Here is a 24,771-nt window from a genome sequence, read left to right as displayed (position 1 = left end):
TTATTTTCTAATTATTCCTGCAATTAACACCTCAAAAACCCCGCTCCTCAACTTTTTTTTATTTAATTGAGATGCGCATGGCGGCAATTTTTATGATAAAAAAGCCTGAAAATTTCTTTTCAGGCTTTTTGGCTTATTTATATTGTTGCCTATTCGACGCAATAAGTAAGTAACCTTATTGTTTTGCAACAATATTTCCATCATCTACGTCTAGATGAATCTTTTTACCAGGCACTAATTTACCCGATAAAATTTGTTGAGCTAGTGGGTTTTCAATCTCTTGCTGTATTGCACGTTTCAATGGTCTTGCACCATAAATTGGGTCGAAGCCAACTTTGGCAAGTTGTTCTAGTGCACTATCAGAGATATCCATTTCATATCCACGTTCTTCTAGGCGTTTTTCAACATGAGCGAGTTGTATTTTTGCAATTGCTTTAATGTTTTCTTGACCTAGTGGGTGGAATACCACTGTTTCATCAATTCGGTTAATAAATTCCGGTCTGAAATGTTGGGTTACCACTGTCATAACTAAAGCTTTCATTTCGTCATAACTTAGTTCGACGTGACCTTGGATTAGGTCTGAACCTAAGTTAGATGTCATGATGATTACTGTGTTTCTGAAATCCACAGTTCTGCCTTGTCCATCAGTCAATCGGCCATCATCAAGCACTTGTAATAAAATATTAAATACATCTGGGTGCGCTTTTTCAACTTCATCAAGTAGGATGACGGAGTATGGTCGACGTCTTACTGCTTCAGTTAAATAGCCACCTTCTTCATAACCAACATATCCCGGAGGCGCACCAATTAATCGAGCTACAGAGTGTTTCTCCATGAATTCGGACATGTCAATTCGAACCATTGCATCTTCACTGTCAAACATGAAGTTAGCTAAGGCTTTACAAAGTTCAGTTTTACCTACCCCTGTTGGTCCTAAAAATAGGAAAGATCCAATCGGTTTGTTAGGGTCAGATAGCCCTGCTCGACTGCGACGAATAGCATTAGCAACGGCAACAACCGCTTCGTCTTGACCGATTACACGTTTGTGTAAGGCTTCTTCCATGTGAAGTAGTTTATCTTTTTCGCTTTCAAGCATTCTTGATACAGGAATACCCGTTGCTTTAGATAGTACTTCGGCAATTTCGTTATCGGTGACTTTGTTACGCAATAACTTCATGGTTTTGCCTTCTAATTGCGTTGCAGAAGCCAGTTTCTTTTCTAACTCTGGAATTTTGCCATATTGTAATTCAGACATTTTGTTCAAGTCACCCATTCGGCGAGCTTGTTCTATCTCGGTACGCGCTTTTTCCAGCTCCGCCTTGATATTTTGAGTGCCCGAAAGTGCAGCCTTCTCTGACTTCCACTCTTCTTCAAGTGATGCATAATCCTTTTCTTTTTCAGCAAGTTCATCGTTTAACATCTCTAGTCGTTTTTTACTTGCATCATCAGACTCTTTCTTGAGCGCTTGTTGTTCAAGTTTGAGTTGGATAATACGTCTTTCAAGTCGATCCAATGATTCTGGTTTTGAATCCATTTGCATACGGATGCTTGATGCTGCTTCGTCGATTAAGTCGATCGCTTTATCGGGTAACATTCGATCAGAGATGTAACGATGCGATAAAGTTGCAGCAGCGACAATGGCTGGATCAGTAATTTGTACGTGGTGATGCAGTTCATAGCGCTCTTTTAAGCCACGTAAGATTGCGATCGTGTCTTCAACTGTTGGTTCTGCTACATAGACTTTTTGGAATCGACGTTCTAATGCCGGATCTTTTTCTATGTATTGACGATATTCATCAAGTGTAGTTGCCCCTACGCAGTGTAGTTCACCTCGAGCTAATGCTGGTTTTAACATGTTTCCAGCATCCATCGCCCCGTCACTTTTACCTGCACCAACCATGGTGTGAATTTCATCAATAAATAAAATTATGCTGCCTTCCGCTTTGGCAATATCTTTTAATACTGCTTTTAAGCGTTCTTCAAATTCACCACGATATTTTGCACCAGCAATTAATGCCCCCATATCTAATGATAATACGCGTTTGTTGCGTAATCCTTCTGGTACTTCTCGGTTAACAATTCGTTGTGCAAGTCCTTCAACAATAGCGGTTTTACCAACACCTGGTTCACCAATGAGTACTGGGTTGTTTTTAGTTCTACGTTGTAATACTTGTATTGTGCGACGAATTTCTTCATCACGACCGATTACTGGGTCAAGTTTTCCTTGTTCTGCGCGTTCAGTTAGGTCAATGGTGTATTTTTTTAATGCACCACGTTGATCTTCAGCATTAGGATCATTCACGTTATCACTTCCTCTCACTTGGTTAACAGCTTGGCTAAATTTTTCTTTAGTAACGCCTGCTTTTTTTAAGATATCCGCTAGGCTTCCTTTTTCATCTAATGCCGCTAATATAAATAGTTCAGACGAGATGTAGCTATCGCCATTTTTTTGGGATAATTTATCGCATAAATTTAAGATTTTAATAAATTCTTGTGATGGTATAACTTCACCACCAATACCTTGAACTTGTGGTAAGCGTTCGATTGCTTGATTTAGTTCTTGTTGTAATGTCGCAACATTCGCGCCTGAAGCAGCAAGTAATGGATTTATACTGCTTCCTTCTTGGTTTAACATGGCTGATAGCACATGTATAGGCTCTATGTATTGATTGTCCTTACCTAATGCTATTGATTGAGCATCAGCTAAAGCTTGTTGAAACTTGTTTGTGAGTTTATCTAACCTCATATTATTTATCTCCTAAGCAATAGATTTGGTTTAAATGTTTAAAACATTCAATCCATTTGCATATTCACTAAATAAGTGTGGAAGAATAAATTTCAAGAGCTGATTAACAATATTTTTGACGATTTTTTGAAACAAAGCTGTATATATATTACTCGTTTCTTTGCGAAAGATAAAGTAGCTTGAAAAATCATCGATTAATCAATAAGGTTGAGAAAATTTGGGTGACACATGGTTTTTTATCCTTTATATTAGCCTCGCTTTTAAGTTAGCCCACCGTGGTTCGTGATCCATCCCACGTAAAAAAACTAGGAAATTATATGTTTAAAATTGCTAAAGAGTTTCAATTCGATGCTTGTCATATGCTTGATGGGCATAATGGAAAATGTCATAACCTTCATGGTCATACCTACCGTTTGTTAGTCGAGATCAGCGATGATCTTATTTCCAGTGGATCCAGCGCTGATATGGTAATGGATTATGCTGATCTTAAGTTGATTGTAAAACAGCAGATTGTTGATCAATTGGATCATGCTTATCTTTATCATCAAGATAATGCTAATGAACGCCAAATAGCTATGCTTTTAGAACAAATGGAGCGTAAAGTTTTTGCTTTTCCTTGCCGTACTACGGCGGAAGGAATGAGCCAATTTATTTTCGAACGTTTGTCTCAGTTTTTGCCGGTGTCGATGATTAAGCTTTGGGAAACCCCCTCTTCTTATTGTGAGTATCATCGGAGCGAAAAATGATTGAGTATCGCATTGTCGAAATCTTCGAATCTTTACAGGGCGAAGGTTATAATACGGGTATGCCTGCTATTTTTATTCGGTTTGCTGGTTGTAATTTGAATTGTAGTTGGTGCGATACTAATTTTCGTCATTTTAAGCGCTTTTCGTTAGAGCAGTTACTGGCTATGGTTGGGCAATATAAGAGTTCTAATATTATTATCACCGGTGGTGAGCCTACTATGGTTAGAGATTTACCTATATTGTTGTCCCATTTGAAGCAGGCTGGTTATTATATTGCTATTGAGAGTAATGGGCTGGGTAAGGTTGATCCATTAATTGACTATGTTGCTCTGAGTCCTAAATTTTGTTATCAAAGTCGTTACAAAAACATTCTGCAATCAACTGCCAATGAAGTTCGAATCGTCGCTGAAAAACAAGCGGGCTTTATCGATTTTTGTCACTTCATTGAGCAGCATATTGAAGCTAAGCGTTACTATTTGTCTCCTTGCGAGATAAATGGTGAGATGAATATGTTTGATACCATTGAGTTGTTAGGTCAGATTAACCATAATCGTATCGATAATAAATGGCTGTTAAGTTTGCAGACTCATAAGTTTGCTAATATTGAGTAGTTTTTTATTAACGACTATTGATTAGTCACTAGTGATTTAGCATTTTTCTCCAAACCATATCATTGTCGCCATTCTTCCCGTTTTGTTTTCTCTTCGATAGGAGTAAAACAGATCACGCTCGGTATACGTGCAATAATTACCACCATAAATTTGAGTAATTCCGATCGCGTTTAATCGCTGTTTGGCTATCATGTAAAGGTCGGCCAGATATTTTTGGCCTTCGATAAATTTGAATGCATGGTGAGCATTTTTGTCATACTCTTCGAATTGTTCTTTAACTTCAATACCTACTTCAAATTTTTGTGCACTGATTGCTGGTCCTAGCCAGACAAGAATTTCATTGGTGTTGCATTGAAATTTTTTTGCGGTTTCTTCTAAAATACCATGGCATAGTCCTCGCCAACCCGCATGGGCAGCAGCAACTTGATCGCCTTTAACTGAGCAAAATAGTACCGGCATACAATCAGCAGTTAAAACTACACTGACCTGATTAGCTTGCTTAGTGTAGGAGCCATCAGCTTCAAATCGTGTCGTATTAATTGCAGGTTTTACTTTTGTGATATCCAAGACAGTTGTACTATGTGTTTGATTTAACCAGTAAGGTTCACTTGGCACTTTTTCCGCTTGTATTAAGCGATTTCTATTTTCTACGATGTTATTTAAGTCATCCCCTGTTCGACTGCCTAAATTTAAGCTGTCAAAAGGGGGAAGGCTTACCCCTCCAATACGAGTGGAGGTGAAAGCGCGAACATTACTCGGTGCAGGCCAATAAGGATATATTGATTTAATCATTTTTATTTACCAATCAAGTTCATCTTTATGAAGTTCTGTATCTTCTTGTAACGCATGAATTAGTGTTAACATATCATCCGGTATTGGCGCATGCCATTCCATAAGTTCACCTGTAATTGGATGATATAAACGTAGCATTGTTGCATGTAAAGCTTGACGATCAAAATCGCGTAGCGTTTGGATAAAGGATTCACTCGCGCCTTTTGGTGGTCTTGGTCGTCCACCATATAGTGGGTCACCCACGAGGGGGTGCGCGATATGAGCCATATGCACGCGAATTTGGTGAGTTCGGCCAGTTTCTAGCCTTAGCCGTAGTCGAGTATGAAGTCGATATTTTTCCATGACTCGATAATGGGTTACCGCTGGCTTTCCTGTCGGGAATACGGCCATATGCGTTCGTTTAGTAGGATGGCGAGTGATCGGCTGGTCGATTGTGCCACCTGCTGTAATGATTCCCATCGCTACTGCTTCATATTCACGTGTGATTTCACGATGTTGTAGCGATTCAACTAGGTGGGTTTGCGCCTCGATGGTTTTAGCAACAACCATTAGCCCAGTTGTGTCTTTATCTAAGCGATGAACGATACCCGCTCTTGGTACTCTTGAAATATCTGGATAGTGATAAAGTAATGCGTTTAGCACTGTACCATTTGGGTTACCTGCGCCGGGGTGAACAACAAGATCTCGAGGTTTGTTGATAACCAAAATATCATCATCTTCATAAACAATATTGAGTTCGATATTTTCAGGTTGGTGATACGTTTCTTCTTCGATTTCAACCTCTATAGTTATTTTTTCTCCACCGAGCACTTTTTCTTTAGGTTTATTTACAATATTATTATTAACTAACACGTGATTATTGACGATCCATTCTTTAATTCTAGATCTTGAGTAATCAGGGAAAAGCTCCGATAAAGCTTGATCCAGACGCATTCCAAGTTGTGTTGGTTCTATTTCTGATGAAAGTTTTAACTTGTGCATGTGTAATTTATCTATTTTAAGCTGTTATGATTTAGAGTATTATATACTAATCATTGCCTTTAATGTTTAATTATATTTTGGATTAAAACTGAATGAAACTTCGTTTAAATACTTTGTTAGCCATTACTTTAAGTAGCGCGCTAATTGGTTGTACGAGTACAAAACCTGATGTTGAAAATGTATCAGAAATTGAGTTACACAATAAAGCCAAAACTGAGCTTGAAGGTGGGAATTTAAAATCGAGTATTACTGTTTTAGAAACGATTGATAAAAATTATCCTTTTGGACCTTATTCACAACAAGTCCAACTCGATTTGATTTACGCTTATTATAAAAATGCGGATTATCCTATGGCCATTGCGTCAATTGACCGCTTTTTAAAATTAAATCCAACCCATCCGAATATCGATTGGGTGATTTATATGCGCGGTATTAACAATATGGCGCAAAATGATAATACTATTCAGGGTTGGTTTAATGTTGATCGTTCAGATCGTGATCCTGAATTTGCGATGGCTGCTTTTAAAGATTTTACTTATTTGGTTTCTAGTTTTCCAACGAGCAGTTATGCCGCTGATGCAAAAAAACGTTTAGTATATCTAAAGAACCGTATCGCTCGTTATGAGTTAAAAGTGGCTCAATATTATACTAACCGTGGCGCTTATGTTGCCGTGGTAAATCGAGTCATTCAAATGTTAGCGTTATTTCCAGATACTGATTCAACAAAAACAGCATTATCGTTATTGAGTAATGCTTATAATGAATTAGGTTTGACTGACGAAAGCCAAAAAGTCGATAAACTTATACAAGCTAATCTTGAAAATATGCCAGTTGAAGAGAAAAAATCTTACTTTTCTCGCTTCTTAAGTGTATTTAATGGTGGTTAATTTAGTTCAGATCTAAAAAAAAATGGCTATTTAAATAGCCATTTTTTTTATCAGTAATTTATAAACAATAAATGCCCTGAGTTACTTTCTAACATATAAATAACGGTATTCTCCATGATTATAATTTGTATTTGTTAATGCTTTTGTTAGTTCTTGGGTAAGTTTAGTTGATAACGTTGTATCCGATGAGGATAATGTAAAATCTGGCTTTATAATTTGTTCATCGACATATTGTATAAATTGAAGAAATTGATCAATATCTTTTTTGGATAAATAGATAGTTTTTGCCACCATCATATTAATAAGCTTATTGTCAAACTCCAAAATAATCGTGTGATATAGCACTACGGTACTTTTTAACATTATTACTGTTTGTAATGCTGACCATTGAAACGTTTGATTCAATTTTTTATGGTCATCAATATCAATCGAATATGAATTGACATTAATCGTCATTTTTTTACGGAACAAGCGAGCAATACATATAGCAAACAGAAAGACAGAAAATAATTCCGGAACAAGGAGTCCAACAATAAAAATGATTTCAAAGTATTGGTTGGGAATCATCTCACTAAAGAATAATGCAAATAAATACAAGAGACAACCAAAGACTAAAACACCAAAGCAAAAGAAGCCCAAAAAGTCGATGAATTTATTTAAGCCAATATCGAAAATATACCGGTTGAAGAGTTTTTCGTATTTTAAGTGTGTTTAATGATAGCTATTATATTGACCAATTAAAAGACAGTTAACGTTTATCAAAACAGTTGATGGCTATTTAACCATTCAATAGCCATTGTTTTATCACTAATTTATAAACAATATATGCGCATTAGCTACTTTCTGATATAAAGGTAACGATATTCTGGTACTACTTCAACATGTAATACGAGTGGGGCTATTAATTCATCTATTTTAGATGATAAGGTTTTATCCACCGAAAATAATGTAAAATCTGGCTTGAGAACTTGTTCATGAAGATATTGTATAAATTCGTAAAATTGCCCGATATCTTTTTTGGATAACAGTGGAATTATTCCCTTTACTGTCAGCATCTTAATACGCTCATTGTCAAATTCCAGTATAAGTGTTTGATTAACCCAAATAGGTTTTTCGAGTTTAATCATTATTACTTTTTGTAATGCTGAAAATTGAAACATTTGATTCAATTTTTTATGGTCATCAATATTAATCGAATATGAATTGACATTAAACGTCATTTTTTTACGGAATAAACTCACAATACTCATAGCAAACAAAATGCCAGAAAGTAAGCTCAACACAATGATTCCACCAAAAAAAATCACCATAAAATATTGTTTGGGGATCAAAGGCATGACAGCATCAGAGGTAAATAAAAAAATGAGACAACCTGTGACAAATAAAGCAAAGCTAATAACTGATATCAGTAAAACAATAAATGAGCGACGAGTGAAACAACGAAATTCAAATGTACGATTTTCCATAAGCTATTCCTTATATTTTTTAGAAATATATCTTAAGTTTTTTTAATATATTGAGAAGCAAAGATTTATTTCTTTTTATTTTGTTAAGTTTATTGATTTTAATTCATATAAATATTGGTATCAAATCATCCTCCTTGTTTCATATATCGTTTGTAAAACGTGCCAATAACCAATACAATTAGCAAATTATTTTTTATTAGCAATAATAGATAGGACATTAATTCGTCATGCAAGAACAATATCGCCCAGATGAAATTGAAGCCAAAGTACAAAAACATTGGCAAGAAGAGAAAACTTTCCACGTTACTGAAGATCCATCTAAAGAGAAGTATTACTGTTTGTCAATGCTTCCTTATCCTTCAGGTCGTTTGCATCTTGGTCATGTCCGTAATTATACAATCGGTGATACGATCTCACGTTATCAACGCTTAAACGGCAAGAATGTTTTACAGCCAATCGGTTGGGATGCATTTGGTTTGCCAGCAGAAGGCGCAGCCGTTAAAAATAATACTGCACCAGCTAAATGGACTTATGAAAATATTGCTTATATGAAGAAGCAGTTGCAATTACTTGGTTTTGGTTATGATTGGGACCGTGAGGTTACTACTTGTCGTCCTGAGTATTACAAATGGGAGCAATGGTTTTTTACTAAATTATTTGAGAAAGGTTTAGTTTATAAAAAGACTTCAGCTGTTAACTGGTGTCCTAACGATCAAACTGTTCTAGCTAATGAGCAAGTAGTTGAAGGTTGTTGTTGGCGTTGTAATACTCCGGTTGAGCGTAAAGAGATTCCACAATGGTTTATTAAAATCACTGATTATGCCGATGAGTTATTGAATGATTTAGATACTCTTGAGAGTTGGCCAGAACAAGTTAAGACCATGCAACGTAACTGGATTGGTCGTTCTGAAGGGGTGGAATTTGACTTTGCCGTTGAAAATTATAACGATAAGTTACGCGTTTATACTACTCGCCCTGATACGTTAATGGGTGTGAGTTTTGTATCTGTGGCGGCTGAGCATCCTCTTGCTCAATTAGCTGCGCAAAACAATCCTAAAATTGCTGAGTTTATTGCTGAATGTAAAACCACGAAAACCGCTGAAGCTGATATGGCTACAATGGAAAAGAAAGGTATGGCGACTGGATTTTTTGCCATCCATCCATTAACCGGTAATAAGGTTCCAGTTTGGATCGCTAATTTTGTATTAATTGAATATGGTACTGGTGCTGTGATGGCTGTACCGGGTCACGATGAACGCGATTATGAATTTGCATCAAAATATAATTTACCAATTAAACCAGTTATCTTAAATCAAGATGGGCAAGCTCCTGACCTTTCTGAACAAGCTTATACTGAGCACGGTAAATTATTTAATTCAGGTGAGTTTGATGGTCTTGATTTTGATCAAGCTTTCAATGCTATCGCTGATAAACTTATTGCGTTAGGCATTGGTAACCGTAAGGTGAATTACCGTTTACGCGATTGGGGTGTTTCACGCCAACGTTATTGGGGAGCGCCGATTCCAATGGTGACACTTGAAGATGGCACAACGATCCCAACACCTGAAGATCAACTTCCAGTCATTTTACCTGAAAATGTTGAAATGAATGGGATAACCAGTCCTATTAAAGCCGATCCCGAGTGGGCAAAAACAACCGTTAATGGTCAACCAGCCCTTCGAGAAACAGATACTTTCGATACCTTTATGGAGTCATCTTGGTATTATGCTCGCTATACTTGCCCGCATTATGACAAAGGTATGTTAGATGAAAAAGCAGCTAATTATTGGTTACCTGTTGATCAGTATGTTGGTGGTATCGAACATGCGATTATGCATTTACTTTATTTCCGATTCTTCCATAAATTGATGCGTGATTTCGGTTTGGTTAAATCAGATGAGCCTGCTAAACGTTTACTTTGCCAAGGTATGGTTTTAGCTGATGCTTTTTATTATACCAGCCCAACTAACGAGCGTATTTGGGTTTCACCAACCGAGGTGACCATTGAACGTGATGATAAAGGCCGTATTGCTAAAGCAATAGATAGTAAAGGCAATGAACTTGTTCATGCTGGTATGACTAAGATGTCAAAATCGAAAAACAACGGTATTGATCCACAAGAGATGGTAGAAAAATACGGAGCTGATACTGTTCGTTTATTTATGATGTTCGCATCCCCAGCTGATATGACACTTGAATGGCAAGAATCCGGTGTTGAGGGGGCTAATCGATTTATTAAACGTGTTTGGCGTTTAGTTTTTGAGCATTCTCAACTTGGTAAAACTGCTGCGCTCGATATCGCTAAATTGAATGCTGATCAGAAAGCTTTACGTCGTGAATTACATAAAACAATTGCTAAAGTGAGTGATGATATTGGTCGTCGTCAAACTTTCAATACAGCTATTGCTGCGGTGATGGAGTTTATGAATCGCTTACAAAAAGCACCACAAAACACTGATCAAGATCGCGCATTGATGGATGAGTCTTTAAATGCAGTAGTTCGATTACTTTATCCTATGATGCCACACGCTTGTTTTGTCATGTGGCAAGCATTAGGTCATAGTGAAACAATTGATAATGCTTCATGGCCAGTTGCTGATGAGTCAGCTATGGTTGAAGACGAAAAATTAATTGTTGTGCAAATCAATGGTAAAGTGCGTGGTAAATTTACTGTGCCTGCTGATGCTCAGCAAGATTATGTTGTAGAGCAAGCTAAACAAGAGCCAAATATTGAAAAATACTTAGCTGATGCCACAATTCGCAAAGTGATTTATGTACCAGGTAAATTATTGAATCTGGTTGTAAGTTAATATTGTTGGATAACTTGGATATAGGTGGTAATACCAATGAAAAAATATTTAGCTTTACTGATGTTATTGGCGATATCGCTAACGGGATGTGGATTTCATTTGCAGTATGAAACTGAAGTCCCTGCTCGATTTAAAACGCTTTCATATGTTAGTGGTGATCCTTATGGTCGTTTATCGAGAAATATTAAAGAGTTGCTACGCGATAATAAAGTAACTTTGGCTAATATTAATGATCCGGCCAATTACCCATCACTCAGAATAGTGGGTGATTCATTGAGTAAAAGCACCATATCTATTTATCAAGATGGTAAAGCAGCAGAATATCAATTAGTACTAACGATTCAAGCTCAAGTAGTAATTGCGGGTGAACAAATTCATCCAATTAATGTTCGTGTTTTCCGTACGTTCTTTGATAATCCAGCCGCAGCTCTTGCGAAAACAGTCGAGCAAAATCTAATTGAAGACGAAATGTATAAGCAGGCTGCAAAACAGATCATCCGTAAATTAAAATCGGTTGATACACCGAATTAACGATGAAAAAAATTAGTGCAGAAAAAATCATCCATCAGTTAGGATCACCCTATTATTTAATTTTAGGTAGTGATCCTTACTTGCAACATTATGCGCAAACTGAGTTACGTAAAGCTTTTAAACAAGCTGGATATGACGAGCAACTTTCTTTCACGATAAACGCTCAAACTGATTGGCCGGCAATGTATGACAGTTGTCAGGCGATGAATCTGTTTTCTAATAAAACCTTGCTCTGTTTAGAAATTGGTGAAGGTGTGCTTAATGTTTCAGTTGCTACAAAATTAAATACGTTATGTGAAATGTTAACCCCTGATATCGGGTTAATAATCAGCTTAGTAAAGATTACCAAGACTCAAGAAAATTCAGCATGGTATAAAGCCTTGTCTGATAATTTAGTGGTTGTGAATTGTTCAACGCCAGAAGTAGCACAATTGCCATCATGGATAAAAACCTATTTGCAACAAATGCAAATGACAATTGAGCAACCTGGAATTGAATTGCTTAGTTATTATTATGAAGGTAATTTGTTGGCTTTAACGCAAATTATTGAGCAATTAAAATTACTTTACCCTAATCAGACTATTAATTATGAGCAAGTAGAATCAAATATTAATGATTCAGCAATATTCTCGCCTTTTCATTGGGTTGATGCAATGGTTTACAATAAATCTAAGCGGGCAATGCATGTGTTACACCAGCTTAAAATGAATGATTTTGAACCATTGATATTATTGCGTATTATTCAACGTGAGTTGATTTTGTTGATCAATATAAAATTGGCTTTAGCAGAAAAATCCCCGCGAGAAGTTTTTGACGAATATCGAATCTGGCAAAATAAAAGAAAGATGTATAGTGCTTATTTAAGTCGATTCGATATCAAGCATCTATTTACTCTATTGGCAACTTTAACTGAAATCGAAGTTAGCTTAAAACATAATAATGATTTACCTATTTGGGATGCCCTGTTGAATTTAACTATGCAGTTTATGGGAATAGATAAGTGTTAACAGCACTCTTTGGTGGTACCTTTGATCCAATTCATTATGGGCATTTGCGCCCTGCTCTAGCCTTAGCCAAAGAGGTTGGATTGAATAATATTAGTTTATTGCCAAATCGAATCCCTCCTCATAAATCACAGCCAGAAGCCACAACCGAACAACGTTTAGCTATGTTAAAATTAGCAATATCTGATTATTCTCTTTTTTCCATCGATACACGTGAATTAGAACCGCAGCTAATCAATCAACCCTCTTTTACTGTTGATACGCTTAGGGCATGGCGTGATCAAAATGGTACCCAATCAGGCTTGGCTTTTATTATGGGGCAAGACTCTTTGCTTAATTTACCCTCTTGGAAAGAGTGGCAAAAGTTGCTCGATTATTGTCATTTGCTTATTTGTAAAAGGCCAGGTTATCCCCAAACCATCGATGATAGCAATTTGCAAGTATGGATTAATCAACATCAAACAAAAGATAGCCAAGCGTTACATCATTATCCAAATGGTTATATCTATTTTGCTAATACACCACTTGAATCGATTTCAGCGACAGAAATAAGGCTAAATATCGATAATCAACAATGCTGTGAAAAGTTGTTACCGAGCAAAGTTTGGCACTACATACATGAACATGGAATTTATAATTCAAAGAAATGTTAGAAATGACTTTACATCTGTGAGTTTTTTCGGCATTATTTTGCCGCTATATTTAAATAATCTGATTATAGCTGTTCTGTGTCTATACTCATATTCAATGAATTTGCACACACCAAAAATGGGTGATTTAGTTGATAAATTCGCTTTTCTAATTAAACATAAAGAAAATCGGAATATTGATTTGAGTATATTTAATTTGTATTTAATTTTAAGAGGCCCCAATGGCAAAAGAAGATAACATTGAAATGCAAGGTACTATTCTTGATACTCTTCCGAATACGATGTTCCGAGTTGAACTTGAAAACGGTCATGTTGTTACTGCACATATTTCTGGAAAGATGAGAAAGAACTATATTCGTATTCTTACTGGCGATAAAGTAACTGTTGAAATGACACCTTACGATCTTTCAAAAGCACGTATCATATTCCGTAGTCGCTAATATCGTTATCGCACTTGTTGTTTTTGTATTATTAACCAGTTTATTGGTTATTTTCTCTTTCTTAATACAATTCCGTCGACAGATGTCGACGGAAGTGCAATCTAATCTACATGTGACTTGTTTAGTCCATTTGAGAAAAATCCATCTGATCGTATTTTATCCATTTTGTCTTTTTAACAATCTTATAACCAAAATAAATTGAAAGAAATAATGGAATACCTATATAAGTTGCTATAACGCCATTCCAATCAATGGTATCTTGTAAAAATGCTTCATAATTTTGACCGAGTGTAATAATCAAACAAAGCACAAAAGCAAAAATAGGACCAAATGGGAAACAACTTGATCGGTAAGGTAATTTATTGAGATCTCGTCCTTGTGAGACGTAGCCTTTTCTAAAACGATAGTGGCTAATTGCAATACCAAGCCATGCAATAAATCCTGTCATACCTGACATATTTAGTAGCCATAAATAGACCACTTGATCTTTGTATAACGACGTTAAGAAACAGAGCATAGCCACTAATGTAGTTGCAAACAATGCCATATCAGGCACGCCTGTTGAAGATAATCGACTGAAAATCTTAGGCGCTTTACCTTCTTTTGCTAATGCATATAACATACGAGTTGAAGCATATAAACCAGAGTTACCAGCAGAAAGAACCGATGTTAAAATTACCGCATTCATGATAGCTGCTGCGGATAATAGGCCTGCATGTTGGAAAACTAAGGTAAATGGACTAACGCTGATATCCGTTTCATCATTACGAAGTAAGTTAGGATCAGTGTATGGAATTATTAAACTAATTACTAAGATAGCAAAAATATAAAATAGCAGTATTCGCCAAAAAACTTGTTTCATTGCTTTTGGTATATTTTTTTCTGGATCTTTAGATTCACCCGCCGCAATACCAATTAGCTCAGTACCTTGGAATGAGAATCCAACAACCATCGCCACACCGATCATTGATGAGAATCCACCGACAAATGGCGCACCCTCTATTTTCCAATTTTGCCAACCAGCATTTTCAGCACCTTTTAAAATGCCAATTATCATCAATAAGCCAACAACAATAAATAAAATAACAGTAACCACTTTGATTAATGAAAACCAAAATTCTGCTTCACCAAACCCTTTTACAGAAATGTAGTTTAAGCCGAAGATAATGCTAAGGAACAATAAACTCCATAACCAACTATAGGCGCCAGCATCAAACCAATAGGAAATAACTAATTGTGCCGCAACTAAGTCAACAGCAACAGTAATTGCCCAGTTATACCAATAGTTCCAACCAATGGCAAAACCAAATGCTTCATCTACATAACGTGCTCCATAAGTTGCAAAGGTTCCCGAAACGGGAAGATAAGCTGCTAGCTCTCCAAGGCTAGTCATTAAAAAATAAACCATTATGCCGATAATAGCATAAGATAGTAATGCGCCTCCTGGACCTGCTTGTGCAACTGTTGCACCAGAAGCGACAAATAGCCCAGTACCAATTGAGCCACCAATAGCAATCATTGCTAAATGGCGAGCTTTCAAATCACGCTTTAATTTTTTCGTCATATCAATTTTCTTCTTGTTAATTAAACTTACTAATTATTTTAACTACACTTAATATGATGTAGCTTAGTAACTGATTTAAGCTAATTTATTTAGATATTTATCATTAGCTAATTAAAGTGCGTGAAGTGTATCAAAAAAATTTATGTGCGAGATAAATAATTCTAATAATACAGCCGATATGTTAAATATTAGCAATACTTAGTTGCTAGTAAGCTGTTCTAATTGAGTTAAATAATCTAATGCCTGGTTACGATTTGTTCCACACATTTCATAACATGGTCTTAGGTGACTACAAACTTGGGGTCTGGTTGATTGGCCAAATAATTTGCATAATAAATTTTCATCCAAATGGATACATGCAACACCTGCTGGTTTTCCCTTAGACATACCAGGCATAGCAGATGAGATCGACGGTGCAATACAACATGCCCCACAGTTTCTTCGACATTGGAATGATTCAGTCATGAGATTAGATAAGATTGTTTTATAAATTTTATTGGTGACAATAGCAAGTTAAGGGTAAAATAGCGAGCTAATTTTTAACTCTATTTAATATGAAGAATCTATTATGGCTAAAGCTAATGAAATTAAACGTGGTGATGCTGTCACCTATAACGGTAAGTTGTTACTTGTAAAAGAAATTGATGTACAAAGCCCTAGTGCTCGTGGTGCAAGTACACTTTATAAAATGCGTTTTACCGATGTTAAATCTGGAGGTAAAGTTGAAGAACGTTTTAAGGGTGATGATGTTTTAGACACTATCGAACTATTTCGACGTCCTGTAAGCTTTTCTTATATTGATGGGGATGAATATGTATTCATGGATAATGAAGACTATACTCCGTTTATTTTTAAGAAAGATCAAATTGAAGAAGAACTTCTTTTTATCCCAGAAGGCGGTATGGATGGAATTCAAGTTTTAATGGCTGAAAATGAAGTTGTCGCTCTAGAATTACCACAAACAGTTGAACTTGAAATTATTGAAACCTCGCCAAGTATAAAAGGTGCTTCGGCAAGCGCACGTACTAAACCTGCAACATTGTCTACTGGCCTTGTTATTCAAGTACCTGAATATATTGATAACCACGAAAAAGTTAAAATTCATATTGCTGAACGCCGATATATGAGCCGAGCGGAATAATCTATTAAATCGTGATGAATACATACAATCAAAATAAATTACATAAACGATTGCGTCGCCTAACAGGCGAAGCAATCGCTGATTTCAATATGATTGAAGAAGGCGATCGTATAATGGTCTGTCTATCTGGCGGTAAAGATAGTTATACATTGCTAGACATTTTAATTAATTTAAAAATCAGTGCACCAGTGCAATTTGAATTAGTTGCAGTCAATTTAGATCAAAAGCAGCCAGGATTTCCTGAACATGTTTTACCTGAGTACCTCGAATCTTTAGGTATTGAGTATAAAATTGTTCAAGAAAATACCTATGGTATTGTTAAAGAAAAGATCCCTGAAGGCAAGACCACGTGTTCACTCTGCTCTAGGCTTCGACGAGGTATTTTATATCGCACAGCAACTGAGCTCGGTGCGACAAAAATTGCGCTTGGGCATCATCGTGATGATATTTTGGAAACATTATTTTTAAATATGTTTTATGGCGGAAAACTTAAAGCGATGCCTCCAAAATTAATGAATGATTCAGGTGAACATATTATTATTCGACCGCTTGCGTACTGCAAAGAAAAGGATATTACAAAATATGCTGAAATTAAGCAATTCCCTATCATTCCATGTAATCTTTGTGGTTCACAACCTAATTTACAACGTCAAGTGATCAAAGAGATGTTAAATGATTGGGATAAGAAGTTTCCTGGTCGTATAGAAACTATGTTCAGAGCCACGCAGAATATTACCCTTTCTCATTTATGTGATACCAATTTATATGATTTTAAAGGTATTAAGAAAGGTGATATTGATGTTAATGGTGGTGATTTGGCATTTGATCATGAAGAGTTGCCAGCTATGGTCGGATTTGATACATCGGAACTAGATGATAAAAATCTGATTCTTTGGAAAGAAGCCAACTAAAAAAACCCTTCAATTTAATTTCTTTTTTTATCGGCGATAATCTATATCGTCGATAATCCTTTCTGATATTAAAACAATAATCGATTGTATATAAACTTTGATCTAGCTCACGAATTGACAAAAAAAAATCCATTTTTATTGTGGTTCTAATGACATTAAAATAAAATTGAAACGTTCCAATTTTCATAAAATAACGATGTATGAAAAATAAATAAACATAGGAGAACAATGTGAAAATACATTTTTTGGGTACTGCTGCATCAGAAGGTATCCCAAATCCTTTTTGTAAATGTCAGATTTGTGAAAAATCTCGTATTCAAAAAGGTAAAAATATAAGAACTCGAAGTTCGATTCTTATTGATGATATTGTGCAAATCGATTTTGCTCCGGAATATAGCTATCAAGCAATGAGAGAAAACATTGATGTTACTAAAATAAAGGACTTATTATTTACTCATACTCATCCTGACCATTTTAATGTGGGCGATCTATTTAGCCGTATGGTGGATTATGGTTTTAATATCGACCACCCTCTTTACGTTTATGGAAATGATATTGCCATAAATGGTTGTTTGAATGTAGTACCTGGTTATAGTCCTGAACGTTTTGTATTTAATTTATTAGTTCCATTTCAAACTGTTGTAACCTCAGCTGGTTATACCGTTACAGCTTTGTTAGCTAATCATGCTAAATGGGAATTTTGCTTTATTTACTTGATTGAGAAAGATGGAAAAACGTTTCTACACGGACATGACTCTGGCTATTTTCCTGAACTCACATGGCAATGGCTAAAAGATAGTGGCAAAAAAATTGATATGGCTATTTTTGAGTGTACTTATGGATATAAACAAAATGATAAGACCAATAATCATATGAGTATTGAAACTGTTATCGCTACTCAAAAGCGCATGTTGGATGATGGTATTTTTAGCTCAAGCACTCAACTTATCACGTCTCACCACTCTCATAGCAGTGGTTTTATGCATGATGAATTAGTTGAAATATTCAAACCTTACAATATTGAAGTAGCCTATGATGGCTTGACGAAGACGATTTAATACGGAGCTTTATATGTTTAAAATACCACGTTTATTGGTAATGATGTTTTTACAATATTTTGTGCAAGGTGCATGGAATATGGTTATTGGGGCAGTACTTGCTGCTTATGGATTAAAAGAAATTGTTGGTTCGACTTATTCAGTTTTAGGAATCGCAACTATTATCTCTCCACTTTTCATTGGAATGATCGCTGATAGGTTCATTGCATCACAAAAAGTGATGGGCATATTACATATTCTCAATGCAGTTGTTTTATTTATCATTCCTAATTTTGTTGAAAGTGGCAATATTGCTGGCTTTTTAATCATGATTTTTATCGTTGGTTTATTATTTTATCCAACAACAGCATTAGCTAATAGCGTTAGTTTTAGGCATATAGATGGTGTGCGCTGGTTCCCAATTATTCGTGTATTTGGCACCATTGGTTTTATGATTGTAGGATTAATTCTTGGTTATACTGGTTTTTCTAGCTCCATTAACTCATTTTTACTTGCTTCTGGTGCATCTGTGGTTTATGGGATTTATTGTTTTACTTTACCTAACACACCACCTACAAGTCGAAATAAGAAATTCTCAATCCGTGATGCAATGTGTTTAGATGCATTATCACTTTTCAAAGATAAGTATTTCACTATTTTTATGCTATCTACTTTTGTCCTAATGATAACTAAAACTGCATATAGTGCTTATTTACCAGTATATTTACCTGTATTAGATTTAGAGCCTGCTTCAATGATGCAAATTGCTATCGCTACAGAAGTGTTATTTATGTTCCTTCTATCTTTCTTATTAGGTCGTTTTGGTTTCAAAAAAATCATTTTATTCGGCGCAATTTGTTGGGTAATTCGTAGCATGATGTTATCACTGGCCGCAACATCAGAAGATAATATGTTCTTCTATATTATTGGTACGCTATTGTTACAAGGTATTTGTTGGGACTTCTTCTTTACTGCTGGTGATATCTATGTTGATAAGAAAGCAGGTCCAGAAATTAAAGCGCAAGCTCAAGGGTTACGTTTTATTGTTTCTAATGGCTTTGGTGTATTTATGGCTGCGTCAGTATGTGGCTTTATCAATAACCGCGTTGTTACAGAGAAGACATTACCTAATGCTGGTCCACAATGGCAAGAGTTCTGGATCTATCCTGCGGTAGTTGCTGCAATTGTTGCTGTAGGTTTCTGGTATTTCTTTAAAGATAAAGATGTCATCATGGCACCTAAAAAAGTAGAATCAGATTAATTTTTTACTCTTACTTTAATATGGCTAATAATTATTTATTAGCCATACTTTTTTCTATCTCACTATTAATCATCTCTATGACTTGTTTTGAACTATATTGGTTAGTTATCCACTGTGTTAAATACTTTCCAATAATATTTTCAATCAGTCTTAAATTAATAGCACTACCTGTCATGCTATTTTCTCGAATGCCATTGGCATATTGTTGTTGCGCCACTGGTAACCATGGATAACTATTTATAATTCGATGATTTTGAAAAATAGTGTTTTGTGCGGTTGCTCCACCAAGTAATGCTATTTGTTCGCTGATTTCGTTGGAGTAAAGCCAATTAAAAAAGGTTTTTACTTGTTCATTTTTTTGACTATATTTTGACATACCAAGGGAACCTCCACCAAATAGTGATTTTTTTCCCGGTACTTTAGCGTATCCAACCAAAGGCAATATATTACGATGATTAATATAGCCAAATAAATTCATATAAACAATTAACATAGCTAGCTTGCCTTGTTCAAATAAATTTACTGATTCTTGCCACCAAGCTGATTGTATATTTTTGGCAACGCTAATGTATGATTGCAAATGATTTAAAGTAGTTCTAGCAATTGTGGTATTTAAACCAAATTTATTGCCATTAATTAGTTTTCCTCCTTGAGAATAATAGCGAACTAAAAATTCAGATGCGATAAGTTCATAATTACCGAGCGTAATACAACTACCGAACTCTACTGGGGATTCCGTATTTTGCTGTTGATTAAAAAAGGTCGCAATTTGATCGAACTCTTTGAAGTTTTTAGGGACATTAAGATGTTGTCGATATGCTTCAAAATAAGCACGCTTAATTAATGGATCATTAAATAAGTCTTTGCGATAAAAGAGCATTTGAACACTAGGATCAAAAGGAATAGCATAAGCAGAATTATCTACATAGCTAAAGCGTTCTACAATTTCTTGTGGATATTTTGCAAACAGTTGATTCAAGTTAATATTTAATTCTGATAAAGGTTTGAATATCGATGGTGCAAACCAAGGTAATCCAGCCATATCAATTCGTATAATATCAATTTGCTGATGTTGTTCAAATTGATTAAGAATATGATATATTTCGTCGAAAGGTTTTATAATTAAATTTACATCAATACCGCTCGTCTTTTGGAAATGTGGTAATAGTTTTTTTACCGCCTGCGTTGATGGGCTGGGTAAGATTAAAAAGTTAATAGTTTCTGAAGATTTAGTTATGTTTTCTGAATTCAAATCAGGCAATAATGAAAAACCTTTATTATCAAGATTGGTTGTGTTTTTGCCTTCTACTAGTTTGATAATTTGTTCACTTAATATGCCATAGTTCATATGGTATTGATAAATGTTATCTTCATAAAAAAAACTGTTATTGGTTAATGTATAAATGGGTGGGCAAGATTTTAAACTTCCAAAATAATTAGCATTACGAATAAAATGTGCTCGCTCCATATCCATGGTAATTAGCGCATCATAATTAACCTGTTCATCTTCAAAAAAACTAAAAGCTAAATTGTAGGTACCATTAGAAGGTTTAGATGCAATACTATTCAATGTCACATCATAATGATGCTTTTTGAACGTGCTAAGTAAACCTTTTTTGAAGTTTTTAGTATGAGTGTGATGCTCTGAATTACTAAATAAGCCAATTCTTCGATACGTTTTTTTGATTAATTCATTAGCAATATCTCGTCCAGCTTTCTCATAATCAAGAGATATGAATTGCAATGCTGAGATAGGCTTTCGATAGACAAAGATAATTTTTTCTTTTGGTAATTTAATTTTTTGGTAATAGGAGTTAGCATCTGATAATGAACTAACAACGATAACTGCATGATCACGTTTTACAGCTACCTTTTGGATTAATTGTAATTCCAGTTCTTTAGAGTCATAAGTTAAATAAAGCGAAAGCTCATAACCAAGTCGGTTGGATTGACTAAACAGGCCATCATATAAATTAGTATATTGTTCGGAAGTGATATTTGGTAGTATAACCGAAATAGACTTATTTGAACCTTCTTTTAAAATTTTGGCAGATAAATTGATTTGATAACCTAATTGTTGAATCGCTTGTTCAACTAATTTGATTTTTTTTAAACTGACATTACCACGATCATTGAGTACATTTGAGACAGTACCATGAGATACACCAGCAAGTTTTGCTATGTCTTTGATCGTCGCCATTTGGTATTACACTCCATAAATTTTCACTTCAATCAAACCAACTTTATTAAACAATTATAAGTATATTAGAACTAATTAGTCTTTAAGCCATTTTAGCCAGCTTTGATTCACGATCTCTTTTTCTAATTTGAAACATGAGTCATCAACAATGCTCGGTAAGAGTTGCAACGATAATTGATGGATTTCATTTCGCATATCAATATAAGCTTTAGTGAGTTGCTGGGCTTCTAGGTTATCCATAATTTGATAGTTAGCTGCAAGCTCCAAGATCCGTACGTTGTCACTCCATGTGGTCATTTTAGGATATTGATGTGCATAGTTTAGTACTAGATATTGTGATAAGAATTCAATATCACCAATACCACCTGCATCTATTTTTAAATTAAATTGATGTGGCGCTGTTGTGCCTAAATGTGCCCGCATCTTTTCACGCATCTCTCGAACTTCAGTTTTTAATACTCTTTCTTCACGGTTTTTACATAAAACAGTATGCCTAATTTCGTTAAAGCGTTTAATAAGTTCAATCTCACCATAAACGGCTCTTGCTCTAACTAATGCTTGATGTTCCCAAGTCCATGCCTCATTCATTTGGTAGTCATAAAATGCACTCAAACTACAAGCTAATAGTCCTGCATCCCCTTGTGGACGTAAGCGAACATCAACTTCATAAAGAATACCAAAGCTAGTACGTACATTGAATAAATGAATTATTCGTTGTACCAGTCGTAAATAAAACTGGCGGCTATCAATTTGTTTATCACCATCGGTTATACTATCAACAGGGCAGTCATGAAGAAATACGAGATCTAAATCTGATCCATATCCTAATTCCCAACCACCTAATTTACCATAAGCAATAATAACTAACCCTTTTTGATTATCGGTTAAATGTGCCGGCTTTCCATAACGAGCAATCATCTGATTCCACGCCATTTGAACAACAAAATCGAGAAGCGATTCTGCAACATATGTTAAATGATCACTTACTTTCATGGTATTTAATACATGTTCAACATCAGCAGCGGCTATATGTAGGAGTTGCATTTGTTTGAATTGTCTTAATGCCTCAAGTTGTTGTTCTTCATCATCAACCTGAATTCGAAGTAAGTATTGATAAAGTTCACTTTTATATTCATTAGGGGCAACAGTTTGATAAAGTGAGTGAATATCAATAAGCTCATCTAATAAGATTGGATAATGTGCAAGTTGCTCACTAATCATTGGTGAGGCACTACATAATCGAATTAGTTGTTTTAATGCCGTTGGGTATTCAAGCAGTAACTCTAAATAAGTTGTTCGGCTAACAATATTGACTAGTAACGGTAAAATTCGTGATAGTATTATTAATGCATGCTTATCATTACAAATTAATTCTAATAATTTTGGCATTAGCTGATCGAGGATTTCACGCCCTCTAACACCAATGGTCCGTTTACTGATATCATCACGAAATTGACAAAGCATTTGATAAAGCTGTTTGGCATCATCAGGTGAATAGTTCAATAGTACTGAAGTAACATCACTTAATTGTAAATCAGGCACCCAAAGGTCATTATAGTGATCGTTGTTCGTATTTTGTGTTGATTCAGTTGATTCATCACCAATAAGTTGATTAAATATTTGCCGAGTAAATTGCATTCTTTTAGTAAGTTCAGATACAAATTCATTCCAGCTTCTAAAATTCATGCCTATTGCTATACGTATTTGGTCTAATTCATCTTCTGGTAGTGTTTGTGTTTGTTCATCATGTATAGCCTGTAATAGGTTTTCACAACGACGTAGGAAGAAGTAATTTTCACGTAGAGCATCTACTTCATTAGCATTAAGTAGGGATTCTTGTTCTATCACTTGTAAAGCAGTCAACAAGGAACGTGTTTGTAGGCCAATCACACGTCCACCACGTATAAGTTGAAATACTTGTACGATGAATTCTATTTCTCGAATACCACCTGCACCAAGTTTAATATTGTTGGTTAGACCTCGACGACGAACTTCACGTTCAATCATGCCTTTCATGTTTCGCAATGATTGTAAGACACTAAAATCAATATAACGGCGGTATACAAATGGTTTTAACATTTGGTAAAGCTCTTTAGTGTAAGAATCTTGTTGATCACCGAGTATTTTCGCTTTTACCATGGCGTAACGTTCCCAGTCTCTTCCTTGCTCTTGGTAGTAGTCTTCCATCGCTGAAAAACTTAAAACAAGTGGACCGCCATCACCTAGAGGACGTAAACGCATGTCAACTCGGTAGACAAAACCATCTTCAGTAATTTGATCTAAAGCTTTAATTAAACGCTGTCCTAAACGTGTGAAAAAGACGGCATTATCTAATTCGCGACGACCACCTTGTGTTTGCCCATGTTCAGGATAAGTAAAAATAAGGTCAATATCAGATGAAAAATTAAGTTCTCCTCCACCGAGTTTCCCCATCCCTAGAATAAGTAAAGGTTGCGCCTCTCCTTGCAAATTACAAGGGGTTCCCCACTCTTTACAACTAAGCTCATATAGCCAATCTCGTGCAGTGACAATAATCACCTCAGCTAGCTCAGTAAGTTGTAATAAAATTTGTTCATCGCTACTTGTTAGCGTTAATTGTGACCATTCAAGCCTTATTAAAATGTAGCGTCTGAATAATCTTAAAGTTTTCATTAGTTCCAACTCATCAAATACCGATGCTAACTTTTCATTTAACCATTGTTGATAGTAACTTCTTTCATCAGCTTGAGGAGGATTGTTAATAATGTCTGTCAACCAATCTGGAAACCGATAAAAAGCATCAACAATAAAATCACTTTGTACCAAAATATCAAGATTATTTTGTACCGCAATTGAATCACATTGTGATAATTGCGATGTAATTTTCTGTTTTTGCTCTGCAATTAATGGTGAAACTAGCGATATAGGCTGAGACATAATAAGCACTCACTTAAACTTGTTGATAAAATCACCTAATCAACTATTATAAATGACTTTTTAACTTCACATATCTT

At 35.4% G+C, this 24,771-nt stretch carries 20 protein-coding genes, 1 pseudogene and 1 riboswitch; of the genes and pseudogenes, 12 read left to right on the top strand and 9 right to left on the bottom strand.

The features are described from left to right. Positions 1–175: 175 nt before the first annotated feature. The gene (gene clpB / locus A9G07_RS02455) at positions 176–2,746 is read right to left on the bottom strand and encodes an ATP-dependent chaperone ClpB (protein WP_065733886.1); all 2,571 of its coding nucleotides are present in this window, start codon (positions 2,744–2,746) and stop codon (positions 176–178) included. A gap of 269 nt (positions 2,747–3,015) precedes the next feature. Further along, positions 3,016–3,061: riboswitch (PreQ1 riboswitch) on the top strand. Between the two features lie 2 nt (positions 3,062–3,063). Here clpB and queD point away from each other — a divergent pair. Further along, positions 3,064–3,492, top strand: coding sequence for a 6-carboxytetrahydropterin synthase QueD (gene queD, locus A9G07_RS02450; protein ID WP_065733885.1), 429 nt, complete (start codon positions 3,064–3,066; stop codon positions 3,490–3,492). Further along, a complete protein-coding gene (locus tag A9G07_RS02445; protein ID WP_065733884.1) occupies positions 3,489–4,103 on the top strand; it encodes a 7-carboxy-7-deazaguanine synthase QueE in 615 nt (204 codons plus the stop codon). Before queD ends, A9G07_RS02445 begins: the two co-directional genes overlap by 4 nt. Positions 4,104–4,139: 36 nt before the next feature. Here A9G07_RS02445 and pgeF read toward each other — a convergent pair whose 3' ends face one another. Together pgeF and rluD are read right to left on the bottom strand one after the other, a co-directional pair. After that, positions 4,140–4,892 carry a peptidoglycan editing factor PgeF gene (gene pgeF, locus A9G07_RS02440; protein ID WP_176713946.1) on the bottom strand — a complete coding sequence of 251 codons (753 nt, stop codon included), beginning with the start codon at positions 4,890–4,892 and terminating at the stop codon, positions 4,140–4,142. A gap of 9 nt (positions 4,893–4,901) precedes the next feature. Beyond that, the gene (gene rluD / locus A9G07_RS02435; protein ID WP_065733882.1) at positions 4,902–5,876 is read right to left on the bottom strand and encodes a 23S rRNA pseudouridine(1911/1915/1917) synthase RluD; all 975 of its coding nucleotides are present in this window, start codon (positions 5,874–5,876) and stop codon (positions 4,902–4,904) included. Positions 5,877–5,968: 92 nt separating this feature from the next. Between rluD and bamD the strand changes: the two are divergent. Further along, a pseudogene (gene bamD, locus A9G07_RS02430) lies at positions 5,969–6,691 on the top strand (outer membrane protein assembly factor BamD); the annotation flags it as partial. Between the two features lie 153 nt (positions 6,692–6,844). Here bamD and A9G07_RS02425 read toward each other — a convergent pair. Both A9G07_RS02425 and A9G07_RS02420 read right to left on the bottom strand, forming a co-directional pair. Beyond that, positions 6,845–7,360 (bottom strand): hypothetical protein, encoded by a 516-nt coding sequence (locus tag A9G07_RS02425; RefSeq protein ID WP_065733880.1) that lies wholly within the window; start codon positions 7,358–7,360, stop codon positions 6,845–6,847. Positions 7,361–7,599: 239 nt separating this feature from the next. Beyond that, positions 7,600–8,229 (bottom strand): hypothetical protein, encoded by a 630-nt coding sequence (locus A9G07_RS02420; RefSeq protein WP_065733879.1) that lies wholly within the window; start codon positions 8,227–8,229, stop codon positions 7,600–7,602. A 227-nt stretch (positions 8,230–8,456) separates the two neighbouring features. On the opposite strand from A9G07_RS02420, the gene leuS reads away from it, so the two are divergent. The 5 genes from leuS to infA all read left to right on the top strand — a co-directional run bounded on the left by leuS (position 8,457) and on the right by infA (position 13,664). After that, on the top strand, positions 8,457–11,039 hold the full coding sequence (gene leuS, locus A9G07_RS02415) for a leucine--tRNA ligase (protein WP_065733878.1): 2,583 nt from the start codon (positions 8,457–8,459) through the stop codon (positions 11,037–11,039). 36 nt (positions 11,040–11,075) lie between these two features. Next, entirely contained in the window at positions 11,076–11,570 is a 495-nt protein-coding gene (gene lptE, locus A9G07_RS02410; protein WP_065562599.1) for an LPS assembly lipoprotein LptE, read from the top strand. 2 nt (positions 11,571–11,572) lie between these two features. Next, positions 11,573–12,577, top strand: a complete 1,005-nt coding sequence (holA, locus tag A9G07_RS02405; protein ID WP_065733877.1) for a DNA polymerase III subunit delta — start codon at positions 11,573–11,575, stop codon at positions 12,575–12,577. Continuing rightward, positions 12,571–13,227 carry a nicotinate-nucleotide adenylyltransferase gene (gene nadD, locus A9G07_RS02400; protein ID WP_065733876.1) on the top strand — a complete coding sequence of 219 codons (657 nt, stop codon included), beginning with the start codon at positions 12,571–12,573 and terminating at the stop codon, positions 13,225–13,227. The genes holA and nadD overlap by 7 nt, the downstream gene beginning before the upstream one ends. Before the next feature lie 218 nt (positions 13,228–13,445). Continuing rightward, entirely contained in the window at positions 13,446–13,664 is a 219-nt protein-coding gene (infA, locus tag A9G07_RS02390) for a translation initiation factor IF-1 (protein ID WP_025315083.1), read from the top strand. Between the two features lie 121 nt (positions 13,665–13,785). Here the strand turns inward: infA and A9G07_RS02385 are convergent, their stop codons facing one another. Beyond that, complete coding sequence (locus A9G07_RS02385) at positions 13,786–15,249, bottom strand: amino acid permease (RefSeq protein ID WP_065733874.1); 1,464 nt, start codon at positions 15,247–15,249, stop codon at positions 13,786–13,788. Between the two features lie 177 nt (positions 15,250–15,426). Continuing rightward, on the bottom strand, positions 15,427–15,693 hold the full coding sequence (locus tag A9G07_RS02380; protein WP_065733873.1) for a YkgJ family cysteine cluster protein: 267 nt from the start codon (positions 15,691–15,693) through the stop codon (positions 15,427–15,429). A 103-nt stretch (positions 15,694–15,796) separates the two neighbouring features. Between A9G07_RS02380 and efpL the strand changes: the two genes are divergently transcribed. The 4 genes from efpL to A9G07_RS02360 all read left to right on the top strand — a co-directional run bounded on the left by efpL (position 15,797) and on the right by A9G07_RS02360 (position 19,578). Further along, on the top strand, positions 15,797–16,369 hold the full coding sequence (gene efpL / locus A9G07_RS02375; protein WP_065562605.1) for an elongation factor P-like protein EfpL: 573 nt from the start codon (positions 15,797–15,799) through the stop codon (positions 16,367–16,369). A gap of 14 nt (positions 16,370–16,383) precedes the next feature. Next, the gene (gene ttcA / locus A9G07_RS02370; protein ID WP_065733872.1) at positions 16,384–17,280 is read left to right on the top strand and encodes a tRNA 2-thiocytidine(32) synthetase TtcA; all 897 of its coding nucleotides are present in this window, start codon (positions 16,384–16,386) and stop codon (positions 17,278–17,280) included. A gap of 230 nt (positions 17,281–17,510) precedes the next feature. Next, positions 17,511–18,338 carry an MBL fold metallo-hydrolase gene (locus A9G07_RS02365; protein WP_065733871.1) on the top strand — a complete coding sequence of 276 codons (828 nt, stop codon included), beginning with the start codon at positions 17,511–17,513 and terminating at the stop codon, positions 18,336–18,338. Between the two features lie 13 nt (positions 18,339–18,351). Continuing rightward, a complete protein-coding gene (locus A9G07_RS02360) occupies positions 18,352–19,578 on the top strand; it encodes an MFS transporter (protein ID WP_065562608.1) in 1,227 nt (408 codons plus the stop codon). 31 nt (positions 19,579–19,609) lie between these two features. Here the strand turns inward: A9G07_RS02360 and A9G07_RS02355 are convergent, their stop codons facing one another. Both A9G07_RS02355 and glnE read right to left on the bottom strand, forming a co-directional pair. After that, positions 19,610–21,778 carry an extracellular solute-binding protein gene (locus A9G07_RS02355; RefSeq protein ID WP_065733870.1) on the bottom strand — a complete coding sequence of 723 codons (2,169 nt, stop codon included), beginning with the start codon at positions 21,776–21,778 and terminating at the stop codon, positions 19,610–19,612. Between the two features lie 75 nt (positions 21,779–21,853). Next, positions 21,854–24,694, bottom strand: coding sequence for a bifunctional [glutamate--ammonia ligase]-adenylyl-L-tyrosine phosphorylase/[glutamate--ammonia-ligase] adenylyltransferase (gene glnE, locus A9G07_RS02350; protein ID WP_065733869.1), 2,841 nt, complete (start codon positions 24,692–24,694; stop codon positions 21,854–21,856). Positions 24,695–24,771: the final 77 nt, after the last annotated feature.

The organism is Gilliamella sp. wkB72 (assembly GCF_001693745.1).
In the GTDB taxonomy this organism is placed as follows: Bacteria; Pseudomonadota; Gammaproteobacteria; order Enterobacterales; family Orbaceae; genus Gilliamella; species Gilliamella apicola_E.
This window is presented reverse-complemented; position numbering and strand designations above follow the sequence as displayed.

What these genes read in the sequence shown, in the direction of transcription:
- infA (WP_025315083.1), top strand. Translation starts at nt 13,446, where the DNA reads ATGGCAAAAGAAGATAACATTGAAATGCAAGGTACTATTCTTGATACT.
- rluD (WP_065733882.1), bottom strand. Translation starts at nt 5,876, where the DNA reads ATGCACAAGTTAAAACTTTCATCAGAAATAGAACCAACACAACTTGGA.
- holA (WP_065733877.1), top strand. Translation starts at nt 11,573, where the DNA reads ATGAAAAAAATTAGTGCAGAAAAAATCATCCATCAGTTAGGATCACCC.
- clpB (WP_065733886.1), bottom strand. Translation starts at nt 2,746, where the DNA reads ATGAGGTTAGATAAACTCACAAACAAGTTTCAACAAGCTTTAGCTGAT.
- A9G07_RS02380 (WP_065733873.1), bottom strand. Translation starts at nt 15,693, where the DNA reads ATGACTGAATCATTCCAATGTCGAAGAAACTGTGGGGCATGTTGTATT.
- lptE (WP_065562599.1), top strand. Translation starts at nt 11,076, where the DNA reads ATGAAAAAATATTTAGCTTTACTGATGTTATTGGCGATATCGCTAACG.
- A9G07_RS02445 (WP_065733884.1), top strand. Translation starts at nt 3,489, where the DNA reads ATGATTGAGTATCGCATTGTCGAAATCTTCGAATCTTTACAGGGCGAA.
- A9G07_RS02355 (WP_065733870.1), bottom strand. Translation starts at nt 21,778, where the DNA reads ATGGCGACGATCAAAGACATAGCAAAACTTGCTGGTGTATCTCATGGT.
- ttcA (WP_065733872.1), top strand. Translation starts at nt 16,384, where the DNA reads ATGAATACATACAATCAAAATAAATTACATAAACGATTGCGTCGCCTA.
- glnE (WP_065733869.1), bottom strand. Translation starts at nt 24,694, where the DNA reads ATGTCTCAGCCTATATCGCTAGTTTCACCATTAATTGCAGAGCAAAAA.
- queD (WP_065733885.1), top strand. Translation starts at nt 3,064, where the DNA reads ATGTTTAAAATTGCTAAAGAGTTTCAATTCGATGCTTGTCATATGCTT.
- leuS (WP_065733878.1), top strand. Translation starts at nt 8,457, where the DNA reads ATGCAAGAACAATATCGCCCAGATGAAATTGAAGCCAAAGTACAAAAA.
- A9G07_RS02420 (WP_065733879.1), bottom strand. Translation starts at nt 8,229, where the DNA reads ATGGAAAATCGTACATTTGAATTTCGTTGTTTCACTCGTCGCTCATTT.
- efpL (WP_065562605.1), top strand. Translation starts at nt 15,797, where the DNA reads ATGGCTAAAGCTAATGAAATTAAACGTGGTGATGCTGTCACCTATAAC.
- A9G07_RS02360 (WP_065562608.1), top strand. Translation starts at nt 18,352, where the DNA reads ATGTTTAAAATACCACGTTTATTGGTAATGATGTTTTTACAATATTTT.